Genomic DNA, 14,450 nt, shown 5'->3' with positions numbered 1-14,450 from the left:
ACGATGAACATGAGTAAAAAAACACTGTACTTCCTATGCACAGGCAATTCTTGCCGGAGCCAAATGGCCGAAGGCTGGGCTAAGAAATATCTGAGTGAAGAATGGAACATTTATAGTGCAGGCATCGAGGCACACGGTCTGAATCCAAAAGCAGTGGAAGCCATGAAGGAAGTCGGCCTGAATATTTCCACTCAAACTTCCGATATTATTGATTCGGAGTTGTTGAACAATGCTGATTTTGTAGTCACGTTGTGTGGAGACGCTGCGGATAAATGTCCAATGACACCACCACATGTGAAGCGGGAACACTGGGGATTCGATGATCCTGCCAAAGCGCAAGGTACAGATGAAGAGAAATGGGTTGTATTCCAAACGGTTCGTGACCAGATTGGGGAGCGCATTAAAACGTTCGTTGAAACCGGCAAATAATAAAAACTGCCGGGAGAATATTTCCCGGCTTTTCTAATTTCGAGAGGGGTGTACGCGTTGAAAACAATGGAGATGTACTGGAACAGTAGCTACAGCTCTGTTGATGAATCTGGATGAAGCCGCTACAGTTGAAGAAGCTGAAAAACTGGCAATGGAGAGACGCCCGGATATTTCAATCAAGCCTGAAATGCGTAATGTGCTGAAGAATATGTTTGAAGCTAAGAACAGCTAATACCGCGTTCTTTATCAAGGGACGTTGTCATACCCAATGACAACGTCCTATTATCATTTTCTTGAGAAAACTGAGGAATGGTGAACTCTTCTTTTTATCAGTGTTCAATGTATTTAAGCTTGTTGTATGAGTTTTTCCATAATCATAACATCGATCAGCTTTCCATCCATCATACCTTGTTGTTCAAAAACGCCTACAGTACGATATCCCGACTTTTGGTATAAGCCCTGCCCAGCCTTATTAAAGGGGAAGGTGAACAACACAATTTTATGAAAGTTATGCTTCCTCGCTTCATTCTCCAACTCCAGAAGGAGCGTATTTCCAATACCTTTTCCACGATACTCTCTATGTATATATATCGACAAATCAGCGACACCGCTATAAGCACATCGGTGGGAGTACGGATTCAACGACGCCCATCCAATGACTTGATCTGACACCTCAGCCACCAGTACGACATGTCTTCCTTGATGCTCGTTAAACCACTTCTGTATGTATAACATATCTTTTGTTTGCGTTTCCAGTGTTGCAATACGATCTTCAATGCCTTGATTATAGATGCTCAATATACGGGGTAAATCGTTCATTTTAGCTTGTCGGATGAACACCTTTTGCATAGAACAATCCCTCACTTTTATTCTACCTAATTTAGATAATGATAGATTCATGAACAAACTCTAGCATGACTTCTTTTGGAAATCAACACTTGAATTACATGCTGAAGAACGAAAAATAAAGTTGCTATTTGCAAATTAACAGAATATAATAAAGGAAAATTATTCAAGTAAATGGATTTTTAATCCTTATTATAATGTGAAACAAACTTGATTTATGAAGGTTTTTCAACGATTGGGTCGAATTCACTTCAGTTTCAGATATATAACAGGACATGTAAATACTTGCGTTAAACAACTATTTCAGGAATGCTATCATGTCTGTCTTTACATAAAGATGGATTGATATAAATGAGCAACCCATTCTAATGTGAGGTGAGTTTAACATGCTCCAATTACTGCCTGAGTTACATCAAAAGTATACCGATTTTGTGGAAGAAGTTCTGAAAGCTGAGTACCTTTCAGATAGGGATCGAGCATTAGTTGAACTGACGAGTGCGATGATCGCTGGTGATCAAGAAGAGGTAAAGAAGGCACTTATATGTGCCAAGCAAGAGTTCATAACGAACGAAGAAATCGGCCAGGTTGCTGGCATCGTCGCCGCGACCCAAACGAGGAAATTGTTCAATGTGGAAAGCTCCCATCCTGCAGCTAACCTGCCACAAAGTTCCCAATCGGAGTGTTGCAGATAAGGAGGGAGATTCAAATGGTTAATCGTTCTGCAGTTCTGCTTATTGGTCGGCGAGATGATGTTGAAGAAATCCTTTTTATAAAGGAACAAGGGTATAAGGTTATTCTCTTAAATACCCAGATCCCTCTTGAAGATGCATTCATTGCAGATTTCCCAATCGAACTGGACTTGAATCAGGAAGAAGAGGTGATCGCTAAAGCGCTTGAGATATCTAAACGGCTTCCTATTACTGCTGTTTACACGAATAATGAATATCGCATCATTCTAGGTGCGAAGATAGCTGAGGCCCTGGGTCTGCCATACCACTTATCTTCAGAGGCCGCTCAAAATTGCCGCAGTAAAGCACAAACCCGCGCATGTTTAACCCGACATCAGGTATCCCCCATTCAATACGCATTAATCCAGTCACCTGCAGAAATACTCCATGTTCTTAGCGAAATGAATTTACCCGTGATCGTAAAACCTTCCAATGATGCAGGCAGTCATATGGTACAGAAATGCAATACGTTAGAAGAAGCATGGACTGCTGCAGAACTGATCAGCACGAAGGTTCAAAACTGGGTTGGGCAACCTTTGGAGAAGCATATTCTTGTCGAGGAATACATCGAAGGACCCGAATTCAGTGTCGAATCATGTACGATCAATGGAGCCACACATATCATTGCAATTACCGCTAAAAATACATCCGCATTAATTGAAGAAGGACACTTGGTACCCGCTCAATTATCAAATCAGGATTCTACCTCAATTCAGGAGGTTGTCATTAAAGCCTTGACGGCTCTAGGCGTAGATTATATTGTCTCTCACACGGAGGTTAAGCTGTCTCCTCAAGGACCGAAAATAATTGAAGTGAATGCCAGGGTAGGCGGTGACCAAATTCACCGCTTGGTTCATGCAGTTACCGGATATGATTTGCGTAAATTGGCATTTCATATCGTTACGGGTGGAGTCTTTGCGAGCGCTCCTCGTGACACACCCGTAACAGATTCTGCGCAAATTCAGTTTTTGCTTGCAGATCAAAAAGGATATGTTCGATTGGACAAGCAAGCTGCTCAATCGATAGAAGGTATTGAACAAGTAGAATGCTCTGTTCAAGATGGAGATTACGTCGTTATGACGGAAAGCAATTATAATCGATTGGGTTATATGATTGCTCATGGTGTAGATGGAAAACATGCAACTCTAATCATGAAAGCTGCAAAAGAAGCCATGCATTTTTTCATAACAATGGATCAAGATGGAAAGGTGCCCTCGTCCACTGATAAGCATATGGGGGTAATATGAAAAAGAATATCATATTCCTATGTGTATCCGTCTTTATATTGGTCGTAGGTACTGGAATTGTAGCACCGTTACTAGCTCCGTATGCGCAAAATTTAGGGGCTACGGGTCTGTGGGTCGGCACATTGTACAGCGGGTTTTACGTGGTTCGTCTTGTAATCGGCACACCGATCGGTCGATTGGCTGACAAGAAAGGGCCGAAAGCCATCCTGATATATAGCCTGATACTTTACCCCTTTATTGCGCTAAGTTATGGACTAGCAAGTAGTATAGCAGGTCTTCTAGGGGCACGGTTACTTCATGGAGTAGCTTCAGCCATGATGCTCCCTATGGCTATGGCCTACATGGGGGAAATTAGCCCTAAAGGGCAAGAAGGCAAATATATGGGAATATATAACACTGCTATTTTTTTGGCGAATGGATTGGGGCCCTTGCTCGGTGGATATATTTCAGATCAGTACGGGACACAGAATGCATTTTTTTCCTTACTCGGTCTTGCGGTTATCGCCTTAATTATTGTATTTGCCTTACCATCATCAAGAGCGAAGAGAGAAACCGATGGAGCTGATCTAAACGAATCCATTTCAGAGAGTACTGAACTGAAGGGATCTCCCTGGCGGCATCCTGGGATTCTAGCGTTGTCCTCCGTCAATGTTATTGTTGCAGTTCTCTCCATGTTCATGATTTCCTTCTTCACGCTATACGCCCAAAGCAGAGGTCTTAATGCCCTGATGATCGGTTTTTTAATTGCCTTGAACAATATCATTATAGGTGCAACACAGGTCCCTCTTGGTTGGATCGTTGACCGTTTCAACAAAATGAAATTGATTCTAATCTCAGCCATGTTAACCACGGCTCTATTAATGTTGTTCCCCTCCATGCATTCGCTTTGGACGATCGCCTTACTGATGATTGGGACCGGACTAACTTCTGCAGTCACACTTGCTGCATCTTCGGCACTGTCCACTGTGTTAGGAAGAGAGGCGGGAATGGGGGCAACGATGGGCTTCCTGGGTTCGGCGACAAGCTTGGGGATGATTGTGGGTCCACTGACGTCTGGCATTCTAATGGACACATTTCAAATTGACACTACATTTTATTTCTCAGGTTTCCTTTGGATTCTAGGCACCCTTGTTTTCTATGTATTATGGTCTGCCTATGTCCGTTCAATAAAAATACAAAGCATCTCGAAGGGAGAAATAACAAATGTCTAAACAAGAACTGGTTGTTTCCAATGTTTCAAACTGCTGCTCACCTGGTCCAGCTGAAATGGATGCCGCAACGCAAGCGATCAAAGACTTTTACAACGCTGTAGCTGAAGGGGAAGGAAACTATTCGGAAGGAACGGATAAATTTTCTCCATCTGGTCCTACAGAACGTATCAAAGAGTTTGTTCTTGCTTCAGATAAACAGCGAATTCTCGATATCGGTTGTGGTATGGGAACAACGCTGCTCTCTTTGGTGGAATCGCATAAACAGGGAAAGCAATTTATCGGCGTGGATTTCAGTGAGAAGATGATTGCCCGTGCCAGGGAAAAAAGCACGCAATTACCGGATGGATTTCGTAAAAAGATGGGCTTCTTTGTTGCTGATGTCCAGTCGCTTCCGTATATGGATGGCCAGTTTGATTTGATATACAGTGAGTGTGTCCTCAATTTGGTGCCTGACCGGATCAAAGCCATCCAGGAAATCACACGTGTGTTAGCACCCGGGGGAACCTTTATCTACACGGATTTTGTTTCTTATGCACCCGTTCCATCCTCCATCAAGAATGATTTGTCTTTAGTTAGTGGCTGTCGCGCTGGGAGTATTCAGTTAAGCGAAAACATTGCCCAAATTGAAGAAGCCGGCTATACCGATTTGGAAGTGATCAATTTTACAGATGACAAAAACAAACGTTACATTGAGCTGATGGAATCCAGTCAAGAGTATAAAGAAGAATATCTGCAATTTCGGCAGGATCATGCTGAGGCCCATCATTTTCTGGAAGAGAAAGTAGGCTATTACTTGATTAAAGCCACGAAAGCATAAACGCAGTAGAACCTTGAAAGAAAGGGAGGAAGGCTCATGAAGGTCCTGTTGGTTTCCAACTTTGAAGGTGGCTATCAACCAATGACAATTGCTACTGCTTTGACCGCATTATTACATGGAGGTTTCGATGTGTCTGTGCTGGATACCTACGTTGAAGGGATAGAAGAGGAACGTTTCCTCAATCAAGAGCTTATCGCCATTTCTATTCCATTATTTGATGCTGTGCAAGCGGCAACCGAACTAACGCATATCATTCGAAAGGTTAATCCAAAGGCTCATATTACGTACTTTGGTCAGCATGCAACCATTAATGCCAGCAGGCTAGCTGGGAAGTATAGTGATTCCTGTGTTTGCGGGGAGTGGGAGAGACCGTTGGTTCATCTCGCAAAGTATTTGTCTGGAGATATCGATTGTACCCTGGATGGCATTCTCATTGGACGTGACGCTCTGCAAGGCAAGGAAATTCATCCTTATATGTCGAGAGATCATTTGAATGTTCCGACACGACACATGCTACCGCCCCTGTACAAGTATCCTCAGAAGCAAATCAACAAGCTATTAGGCTCGGAACAGATCGTGGGTTCGACTGAAATCGCACGTGGTTGTCATCATAAATGCCTGTATTGCTCGGTGTATGCCGCCTACGAGGGTAAAGTGATTTTAGTGCCTGAATCGATTGTACTACAGGATGTCAGGAACCTTGTCGCAGGAGGAATGACACATTTATCCTTTATTGATGCGGACTTTTTTAATGCCAAATACCACGGTATCAAGATATTACGTCAGCTGCACGAGGAATTTCCGGATCTCACGTATGACTTTACTACCCGGGTAGATCACATTCTTGAAAACAAGGAAACGTTAGCCGAAATGAAAGCGCTCGGTGTGAAGTTCATTACCTCAGCTTTGGAATTCCCATCCGAAATTGTGCTGGATGCCGTAGCCAAGGACACCTCTATTCAAGATATCGAACAGGCTATTGCATATCTCCGCCACATCGAGATTTCACTCAATCCAACCTTCATCATGTTCAACCCCTGGACCAATACCGATGATTTAACGATTTTCCGCTCTTTTGTAGATGATAATCACCTGAAAGGCATCATTGACCCCATACAATATGAAACCAGGCTGTATTTGTATAAGGGTTCTCCTTTATTAAGACAAGCTTCCATACAATCGCTTGAACTGATTGAACATGAGTTCTATTACGAATGGAAACACCCTAACCCCGATATGGATGAACTCTTTCAAGAGATCGTTACGGTTCCTGAAGACGGTATTTTTAAACGCTGCTGTTTAAAATGTTAAGAGGAGGACAACCGTTTGAGTGCGACAGAAGTCAAAGATGGTTTTCCAATATTAAGCTTTGAAACCAGTCGCAGTTCTTTACTACTTGATCTCCGGAAAAAATGGATAGCTGAGTTTATTGGAACCTTCTTCTTAGTATTTGCCGGCACAGGTGCCGTAGTAGTAGATACCACTACAAAAACTTTAACACATATCGGGGTAGCTATAACGTTTGGGCTTGTGGTCATGGCTTTGATATATGCTTTTGGACATGTATCAGGTGCTCACTTTAACCCGGCAGTTACCCTCGCTTTTTATTTCTCAAGACAAATCACAGCGATTGAAGCCTTCTCTTACGTTTTTATACAATGTGTTGGGGCCTATGCAGCGAGCCTTACCTTGCTATTTATGTTTGGTAATGTAGGGAGATTGGGGGCAACGCTTCCTTCAGGGCACTGGTTGCAAAGTGCCATTTTGGAATTCATTCTATCCTTTATTTTAATGATGGTCATTTTAAGTTCTGCAGTCCATGCAAAAGCATCAAAATCATTTGCTGGAATCGCTATAGGAGGGACAGTCGCTTTAGAAGCGATGTTTGGAGGTCCAGTAAGTGGGGCATCTATGAATCCTGCACGTTCTTTAGGCCCAGCTTTGGCCTCTGGACACTTGGAGTTTTTATGGATATATATCGTATGGACAACCATGGGCGCAATCACGGCTGCTTATGTTTACAGAATGCTTCACGAATAACCATTTTAAATGAAAGAGGAGGAGCATTTATATGAAAAAGGTCCAAATGGTGTTGTTAGGTGGCTTCCTAGGAGCGGGGAAAACAACAACAATGATACAAATGGCCAAAGTGTTACAAGAGCAGGGGAAACAGGTGGCCATCATCACCAACGATCAAGGGAAAGAATTAATTGATACGGAGCTCGCACAAATCAGTGGACTGGAAACCAAAGAAGTAACCGGGGGATGTTTCTGCTGTCGGTTTGAAGACCTGTATGAACATTTAAACCAACTTACTGTAGAAAAAAAACCAGATTACATCATTTGTGAAGCCGTTGGTAGTTGCACGGATCTCGCTGCAACGGTCATTCAGCCCTTAAAACAGAATTATGCCAACGAGTTCACAACGGTACCCTTGACTATTGTGGTTGATCCGGCTAGATTATTAGCTGAATTAAATGAGGAAGAAGGAGTGAATCTTCTATTTTCTCAATCGGTTAGTTATATTTTTGAAAAGCAGTTGGCCGAGGCAGATATTATTGCTGTAAATAAGCTTGATCAATACACGGAAGAAGAGATGGATAGAGTGGTCACCTATCTTCATCAACGCTATCCGAATTCATTCATACAGCCGATCTCTGCGACTACAGGTATTCACTTAGCCACCCTACTCGATTTATGGAATAGCACGATTCCAAGCGGTCATAAACTTTTGGATATTGATTACAGTGTATATGCTGAAGGCGAAGCCAAGCTTGCGTGGATGAATGTGCTGGGTGACGTGAAGCATCCGGATGGAAAAGCATTCGATCCTCAGCAGTGGGTAGATGGACTTCTATGTAAATTAAACGGACACTTTTTTAGAGAAAAGATGGCCGTAGCGCATCTGAAAGTACACGCTGGTAATGATACAGGCTATGTCAAGGCAAGTGTCGTTCAAACAGGCGCAGACCCTATATACACTAATAGTTATTCACAAAAGGGTAGCCAGTACCGGGTCGTTCTCAACATTAGGATTGAAGCTTCACCTGGATTACTGGATTTAGTGGTGGCAGATGCGATTGCCTCCGTTGATCAGGAGTTGGGAACGGTCTGGGAACAAACGTATCACGAATGTTTTAGTCCGCTGCCTCCACAACCGACTCATCGGATGAAAGTTATATCTTAAAGTGAGGAGGAATATATGTTGAGTACAAAAAACTCTATTGAACTTTTTCCATATATAAATAGTCAGCAAACAACAGATTGTTGCGATGAAAATGAGTTAGAATCTACGGATTGCTGTACTGCTCCAGACTATTCTGATTCTTTGAGTGAATATAATGAACTTAAGCGAAAGTTAAAAGAAACATTTGAGCATGCGGTAACAATTCACGTATACGATTATTCCCTACCCATGGATCGAGCGCTTGCAAAACGGAAGTTAAGATCCCTATTCGAAGAGCGAGGCTTTGCACATATACAGTCAGATAAGCTCATCGAGTTTGCTACACCTGCCGTTGTCATTAATGGTGAGCTTATGAGTTTTGCCGAACAGGTTGAATATGAACATCTTGAGAAAGCTTTACGTTCTAAGTACACAGTATATTAATGTACGAAGACCGCCGAGAGACCTCGGTGGTCTTTTGTTGTATGTAACAATAGATTTATTCCAGATAATAGATTTCTTAAATAACTGTAACTATAGGACAAGTTAAAGTGTATGTTTATCCGTTTACAGGTTGACAACAGTTGTCAGATTGAAGCATAGCATTATTTAATAGTTTAATTGAATTAATCACCATCTCTTTCTCAAATCCACTCATGTGCGAAAAAATTTCATCGAGATAGGCATTCATTTGCTGATCAATGGTTGTTGCTACAAACTTTCCCTCGGTTGTAAGTGAGAGTAGATATACACGTCGGTCTGTGGAATCAGGTGTTTTCATAAGCAATTTAAGCTTTACCAATGATTGGACCTGTCTACTGAAGGTTGTAATATCTGTTCCTAAAGTGTCAGCAATTTGCTGCATTGAGGGATTGTGCTGGCGATCCACCTCGTACAAAATGTGACTTTGAGCCGGAGATACATCAATGCCTCCCACAGTACAACAATTCTTATTGAGTAGACCAAACCGTCTGGTCATGATTTGGAACAACTCGCGTACATTTTCCATGTTTTATTCACCTCATTTCAGTTATATCTTAACGCATGAAAAATCACAATTATATATTTAGATTTTCGTTAGTTGAAAGTGTTAGCAGATAAGAATAACACAGAGGACTACATATAACTCAAGTTAGACGCAGTAAATTTTTGTTAGAAACACAAGATTGTTTATCAGAGAATTAACCTATCCCAAAAAGTTATTAATAGAATTACACAAAATCCAGGAAAATCCATCAGCGCATTGAATGGAAGTTTAAAATAAGAAAATCAAAAGTTCTCTGACATGCTGTACAGCGAGTTACTTCCGTTTGCGTCCTCCTGTCATGAATTGGTTTTTGGGAGAATTCAAGAAGATGGGTATTATCAATCAAAGGAACTACACATGTAAATGGTGATTACAAGTGATTTGAAAACTGATCTTAAAAGTAACTTCAATTAATACGATATACAATGTATACTTTAACAAGCTAAGGACTACTAAGTAGAAGCTTAACATGCAATCAAATTAAACAGTTAGGAAAACTACTAGGAGGGGTAAACTTTGATTAGACAAGGGAAGGTTATTTCGTTCATAAATATGAAAGGAGGGGTTGGGAAAACAACACTAAGCATTGGTATTGCTGATTATCTTGCTAGATATGCTGATAAGAAAGTACTTATGATTGACATAGATCCTCAGTTTAACGCTACTCATTCATTATTAGATACATATATTGAAAAGAAAATTGCCCCCAAGTCTAATTCGCATGATGTAGAAATCATAGATGATATGCAAGTTGAAATTTCACTACCTTTAGAAGAGGCTGAGGATGAACTAGAGGAATCTGAAATTGAAGAGATACCGAGTTTTTACAGTCAGATACTGAAAGAAAATAAAACTATTTTCCAATTGTTCAAGCCACAATTAGATGTGACCCATAGAGTTATTTTGCCTAAAGCTGAAGAAATAATAATAAATGTAAAAGAAAATTTAGATCTAGTATGTGGTGACTTAAATCTAGTCTTAGCAAATAAGAGTAGTGATCACAGTTTATTCAAGAGGCTTAGGAACTTTATTACCATAAACAAGCTTAGAGAGGAATACGACTATATTTTAATTGATTGTCCACCTACGTTAACAATATATACAGATAGTGCATTATTAGCCTCTGATTTTTATTTAATTCCAAACAGAATTGATAGATACTCGATAATTGGCATAGATTCATTACAGAAAGCTGTAAGTAGTTTAATCGAAGACGAAATGATACCCTTAAAGTGTCTAGGCATTATATATACTATGATGAACAAAAAAATTAATTCTAAACAGAGAAAAATTAAGGATGATTTTGAATCAAAAAAATCTGTAAATACTTTAGATATTTTTGACTCAGTAAGTCATGTAGTAAATCATATACAATACGGTAATAGTGGTACCTTGCCGACAAGATATAAATCATCTTTAGAGGATATTGCTGCTATAACGGTTGAAATGATAGCGAAAATTGAAGCTATACAATAATTGTTGAGGGAGGAGGTTTTATGAACGAACTGATTATTTATAAAAATGAACTTAAAAATTCCAATCCTGCGAGATATAAAGTTATAGGGATAATATCCAGATTGATACTTTCAACGGAGTTATTCCGTAAAAATGAAGATATAATTGATTTTCTCAAGTATATTATTGAAACAGAATTCAAAGAATATGTCATAGCATCAAGAACTTTAATTGTTGCTCGAACAGTCAGGGTTATTGATGAATTATCAGAAAATGAATATCTTAACTGTAAACGAAAACTGTATAAGTATATCGACTCTAGAATTACCCAGCCTAATAAAAAGAATACTTTTGATGGATGGTTATAAAATATGAGGTATATCGGGACTGAACTCTGTAAAGAAGAAATTGATAACTTGATTTCTTATGTGGAAAATTATAATGGCAACTTTAATTATATTTCTATGGATCAAAAGACAATCGAGTTTTATAGGTTTATATCAAAACAAGTCATTTTTTTTAAATTTATACTAAAAGCTTACCCGAAAACTTATTCAATTCAAGTTATAGTTTCAGATTTTTTATCTTTAATAGTGAATGATCTGAAATTAGAAACGAGATATTATTATCTTAATCAGCGGTCTATAATTGAAAATTATATGAGAATGATATTAAAAGACCAACTAAATATTACGCATATTACTAAACAATCGTTTAAAGATTTAAAGGAACAAAATCAATTAGAACTAAACGAAATAGAATACAATAGGATAATAAACGAATACAAGATAGCGTGCTCATTTATTCATGGTGGAGATTTTTTACAAGAGCATTTAGTAAGTAATTTTGAAGAATGTGTAGATAATAAAACCCAAATATCAGAAAGGAAAAGAAAAGGTAAAATTTCTCAATTTTTTGAAATGGTAAATATTCTTAATAAACTGTTTCTAATACACAACAGTGAGGAAATTGATAATTCTTTTCATAGAAATAAAGTTACTTTAGAATATTTAATGGGTAAAAGATATATGATCAAATTTCATCAAATTAAAAATGTTGCTGCTAGGTAATCAACAATTTCTTTTACATGATGATAGTGACTAAACAACACAAAAAAACTACATGCTTATTGTGAGTGAACAAAATAATCAGCATAAAATGTTCCAGGGTCTTATGTAAGAAAACTAATTTTTTTGAAGTGTATGGGACAACTTGCATGGTGAAATACTAGTTGCCACGATTGCACCTTAAATTATCACTCGGAGAGGGGAAGTTAAAATGAGTGAAACGAATAAAGAATGCAATAAGCAAAAGCAAGTTGGTGACCAATCAAAAGTGAAAATCATGGCTCCCTCGGCAGATGGTGGTCCTGATCGAGAAGTAACCGTTGTTTACCAGCGAAAGGCGAAATATGGTATACCGTCATTCCTCAAAGTTAAATAAACGACTTTCAATAAAAACCAGCGCTTAAATGGTATTATCCCCTTTTAGTAGACATGAATAGAAAGACATCTGTTAAGATGAACTTAATCATGTAAACGAAGGGGATTTTTTCATGGCTAAAAAGGAAAAACATTCCGGAGGTATTCCTTGGAATTGAAATTGGAGGCAGTCCGGCTGGTCAACTAAGAACGTATGAGTATACGTGAAGTAGCGACACGTTTAGATATACAAAATAAATCTCAGGTACAAGTGTGGGCAGCCAAAGCAAAACAAGGGAATGAGTCTAGAACCTGCTACATCCAAACGGTGACGCCTTAGAACCTACTAGTAATGAGGCAGAAATCTATCTTATTAATAAAAAAGTTAATTGATATTACTCCATTACTACTTTAGAATGAGAATTCCTTTGGATTGTTGATTCAAAAAAATGCTAAATTAAAGTTGTTTTCCACTTTAAAAAAAATGTTCCTGAATCAAGCTCATGAATTGACAATTTGCTTTATTTTTTTATCTTAAGTAGATCATTCTTGACTTAACATCATTTAGACGCATAGAGCTACTAACAAATCTAAGCAATGGTGTCTAGCCCATTCCTAAATGTAAAGGTTTAATCTTAGAAGCTGCCGTTTGGCAGCTTCTTTGTTTTTTCTGTATCCTCATGATGAATAAATTTTATTTGAACCGTCAATACCACTCACTATCTTAAAAAAAGGAGTACGAACTAGTGAGCATAGATAATATAATTCATTTTGTTCAATCACCCCACTACGAGGAGATGTGTTGCTCTAGATCTAGAGTAAAAATTCTAAGACAACTAATCAGTGAATATCAGGCTTCTCTTGGATTTCAACGATTTGAGTGGACAGCGCAAAATGTCGTCGGCAAATTCGTTGCAACTAAGCAGTACATTACGGAAAACTATCAGTTTTATGAGCTACTAGATAGTCATGGTGTGCTTCCTAAGGTTATCCGAATTAAATGGAATAGGTTAAATGAGTTGGAACAGAACTCACTTCAGGAATGCCGTTTAGCTAGCAAGCCATACTTGCGATTTGCTCCCAAAAGGATCGCTCAAGGACAAAATGAAGAGGTACTCAGTAGCTACAAAAATGATATGGCCAACTATGACATTTACGGCTTATTAGATAAATGGAAGCAACAAAAATGGATCTACTCTAGGCTGTTTGATCAGTGGACTGCTTTACGTGTTACTGCTCTAAAGGAGATGCTAAATAACAGCCAATCCACTATCCCTCTGTCTGCAGGAAAGATAAGTGTGGTTATTCCGGATCCGTGCGTCAATACTAATGCTGCATTTCAATGGGGAGGATCAGAACTACTCCAGCGCTGTGGAAAGATTGATATAGACCAAGTAAAGATATTCGCAGCCAAAGGCTACTTTTCTATGACTCAGGTCCGAAAACACTTAGAAATACTGGATGTAAGGACGAAGTACATTCTCATGACATTAACAAGTGAACGTAATATGATGGAAAGAATGATTCAACAATCTAACCGGTATTCCTGGATGAATTTACGAAGCCAACAGGGATGGGAAGTTTAAATTGAATTTGCAATAAAAAGCCGACGTCCAAAGACATCGGCTTTTTTGGTCTAGTTATCGAAAAGTTCAGATAAGAGGAGGTTAACCTTTTTTAGATCAGAAGCCTTCATTGGCCAAAGCTTCTCATTGATCTCGTTCACTAACTTCTCTTTGTCATTATTCCCTGCTTTAACATACTTACTGTAATGAAAAAGTTCGTGTACATTAACTTGGAGTGCATCAGCAATCTTTTGAAGGTTCAACAAGGTTATGTTTTTCTCGGCACGTTCAACTCCTCCAATATAGGAGAAGTGGAAGCCGGCCATTTCACCTAATTCTTCCTGAGAATATCCTTGTTTTTTTCGTAATTCACGGACACGTTGTCCCACTAATCTTAATACAGGTTCGTTCATTGCCACACCTCTAATTTAGTCTAAACAATGCGAAACCCTCGATACATTAATGTATATAGATTATTTTTAACAAATGATTAGTTTATATATCATTTTGAATGGACATAAATAATAAGGGAGGTGGA

Annotated in this window: 18 protein-coding genes; 15 read left to right on the top strand and 3 right to left on the bottom strand. The window is 39.1% G+C overall.

Annotated elements, in window-relative coordinates:
• Positions 1-9: 9 nt before the first annotated feature.
• Together arsC and GUA98_RS29940 are read left to right on the top strand one after the other, a co-directional pair.
• On the top strand, positions 10-429 hold the full coding sequence (arsC, locus tag GUA98_RS06450; RefSeq protein ID WP_193722447.1) for an arsenate reductase (thioredoxin): 420 nt from the start codon (positions 10-12) through the stop codon (positions 427-429).
• Positions 430-532: 103 nt separating this feature from the next.
• On the top strand, positions 533-661 hold the full coding sequence (locus GUA98_RS29940; protein ID WP_265333574.1) for a hypothetical protein: 129 nt from the start codon (positions 533-535) through the stop codon (positions 659-661).
• Between the two features lie 113 nt (positions 662-774).
• Here the strand turns inward: GUA98_RS29940 and GUA98_RS06445 are convergent, their stop codons facing one another.
• A complete protein-coding gene (locus tag GUA98_RS06445; RefSeq protein WP_193722446.1) occupies positions 775-1,278 on the bottom strand; it encodes an arsinothricin resistance N-acetyltransferase ArsN1 family A in 504 nt (167 codons plus the stop codon).
• 383 nt (positions 1,279-1,661) lie between these two features.
• Between GUA98_RS06445 and GUA98_RS06440 the strand changes: the two genes are divergently transcribed.
• From GUA98_RS06440 to vcpD, 8 genes are read left to right on the top strand one after another with little or no spacing between them, the layout of a single operon-like run.
• On the top strand, positions 1,662-1,967 hold the full coding sequence (locus GUA98_RS06440; protein WP_193722445.1) for a carboxymuconolactone decarboxylase family protein: 306 nt from the start codon (positions 1,662-1,664) through the stop codon (positions 1,965-1,967).
• A 14-nt stretch (positions 1,968-1,981) separates the two neighbouring features.
• Complete coding sequence (locus GUA98_RS06435; RefSeq protein WP_193722444.1) at positions 1,982-3,250, top strand: ATP-grasp domain-containing protein; 1,269 nt, start codon at positions 1,982-1,984, stop codon at positions 3,248-3,250.
• The gene (locus GUA98_RS06430; protein WP_193722443.1) at positions 3,247-4,461 is read left to right on the top strand and encodes an MFS transporter; all 1,215 of its coding nucleotides are present in this window, start codon (positions 3,247-3,249) and stop codon (positions 4,459-4,461) included. Before GUA98_RS06435 ends, GUA98_RS06430 begins: the two co-directional genes overlap by 4 nt.
• Positions 4,454-5,278 (top strand): putative arsinothricin biosynthesis methyltransferase ArsM, encoded by an 825-nt coding sequence (arsM, locus tag GUA98_RS06425; protein ID WP_193722442.1) that lies wholly within the window; start codon positions 4,454-4,456, stop codon positions 5,276-5,278. The genes GUA98_RS06430 and arsM overlap by 8 nt, the downstream gene beginning before the upstream one ends.
• 36 nt (positions 5,279-5,314) lie before the next feature.
• Complete coding sequence (arsL, locus tag GUA98_RS06420; RefSeq protein WP_193722441.1) at positions 5,315-6,589, top strand: arsinothricin biosynthesis radical SAM protein ArsL; 1,275 nt, start codon at positions 5,315-5,317, stop codon at positions 6,587-6,589.
• Positions 6,590-6,604: 15 nt separating this feature from the next.
• Positions 6,605-7,318 carry an MIP/aquaporin family protein gene (locus GUA98_RS06415; protein WP_227779448.1) on the top strand — a complete coding sequence of 238 codons (714 nt, stop codon included), beginning with the start codon at positions 6,605-6,607 and terminating at the stop codon, positions 7,316-7,318.
• A 31-nt stretch (positions 7,319-7,349) separates the two neighbouring features.
• Positions 7,350-8,465: a GTP-binding protein gene (locus GUA98_RS06410; RefSeq protein WP_193722440.1), complete on the top strand. Its 1,116-nt coding sequence runs from the start codon at positions 7,350-7,352 to the stop codon at positions 8,463-8,465.
• A gap of 15 nt (positions 8,466-8,480) precedes the next feature.
• Positions 8,481-8,888, top strand: coding sequence for an ArsD-related vicinal cysteine protein VcpD (gene vcpD, locus GUA98_RS06405; RefSeq protein ID WP_415752998.1), 408 nt, complete (start codon positions 8,481-8,483; stop codon positions 8,886-8,888).
• Between the two features lie 115 nt (positions 8,889-9,003).
• On the opposite strand, the gene GUA98_RS06400 is transcribed toward vcpD, so the two are convergent.
• Positions 9,004-9,453 (bottom strand): MarR family winged helix-turn-helix transcriptional regulator, encoded by a 450-nt coding sequence (locus GUA98_RS06400; RefSeq protein WP_193722438.1) that lies wholly within the window; start codon positions 9,451-9,453, stop codon positions 9,004-9,006.
• A 534-nt stretch (positions 9,454-9,987) separates the two neighbouring features.
• Here GUA98_RS06400 and GUA98_RS06395 point away from each other — a divergent pair.
• The 5 genes from GUA98_RS06395 (at position 9,988) to GUA98_RS06375 (ending at position 13,933) form a co-directional block, all read left to right on the top strand.
• Complete coding sequence (locus GUA98_RS06395; RefSeq protein WP_193722437.1) at positions 9,988-10,947, top strand: ParA family protein; 960 nt, start codon at positions 9,988-9,990, stop codon at positions 10,945-10,947.
• Positions 10,948-10,967: 20 nt separating this feature from the next.
• Complete coding sequence (locus GUA98_RS06390; protein WP_193722436.1) at positions 10,968-11,294, top strand: hypothetical protein; 327 nt, start codon at positions 10,968-10,970, stop codon at positions 11,292-11,294.
• Positions 11,295-11,354: 60 nt separating this feature from the next.
• Entirely contained in the window at positions 11,355-11,996 is a 642-nt protein-coding gene (locus GUA98_RS06385) for a hypothetical protein (RefSeq protein WP_227779447.1), read from the top strand.
• Positions 11,997-12,204: 208 nt separating this feature from the next.
• Positions 12,205-12,369, top strand: coding sequence for a hypothetical protein (locus GUA98_RS06380; RefSeq protein WP_193722434.1), 165 nt, complete (start codon positions 12,205-12,207; stop codon positions 12,367-12,369).
• Positions 12,370-13,093: 724 nt separating this feature from the next.
• On the top strand, positions 13,094-13,933 hold the full coding sequence (locus tag GUA98_RS06375) for a hypothetical protein (protein ID WP_193722433.1): 840 nt from the start codon (positions 13,094-13,096) through the stop codon (positions 13,931-13,933).
• A gap of 50 nt (positions 13,934-13,983) precedes the next feature.
• Here the strand turns inward: GUA98_RS06375 and GUA98_RS06370 are convergent, their stop codons facing one another.
• A complete protein-coding gene (locus GUA98_RS06370) occupies positions 13,984-14,325 on the bottom strand; it encodes a helix-turn-helix domain-containing protein (protein ID WP_133385075.1) in 342 nt (113 codons plus the stop codon).
• Between the last annotated feature and the right edge of the window lie 125 nt (positions 14,326-14,450).

The organism is Paenibacillus sp. P13VS (assembly GCF_015143645.1).
Classification (GTDB): Bacteria; Bacillota; Bacilli; order Paenibacillales; family Paenibacillaceae; genus Paenibacillus; species Paenibacillus xylanilyticus_A.
Note: the sequence above shows the minus strand (reverse complement) of the source record. Positions and strands in the feature narration are given on the sequence as shown.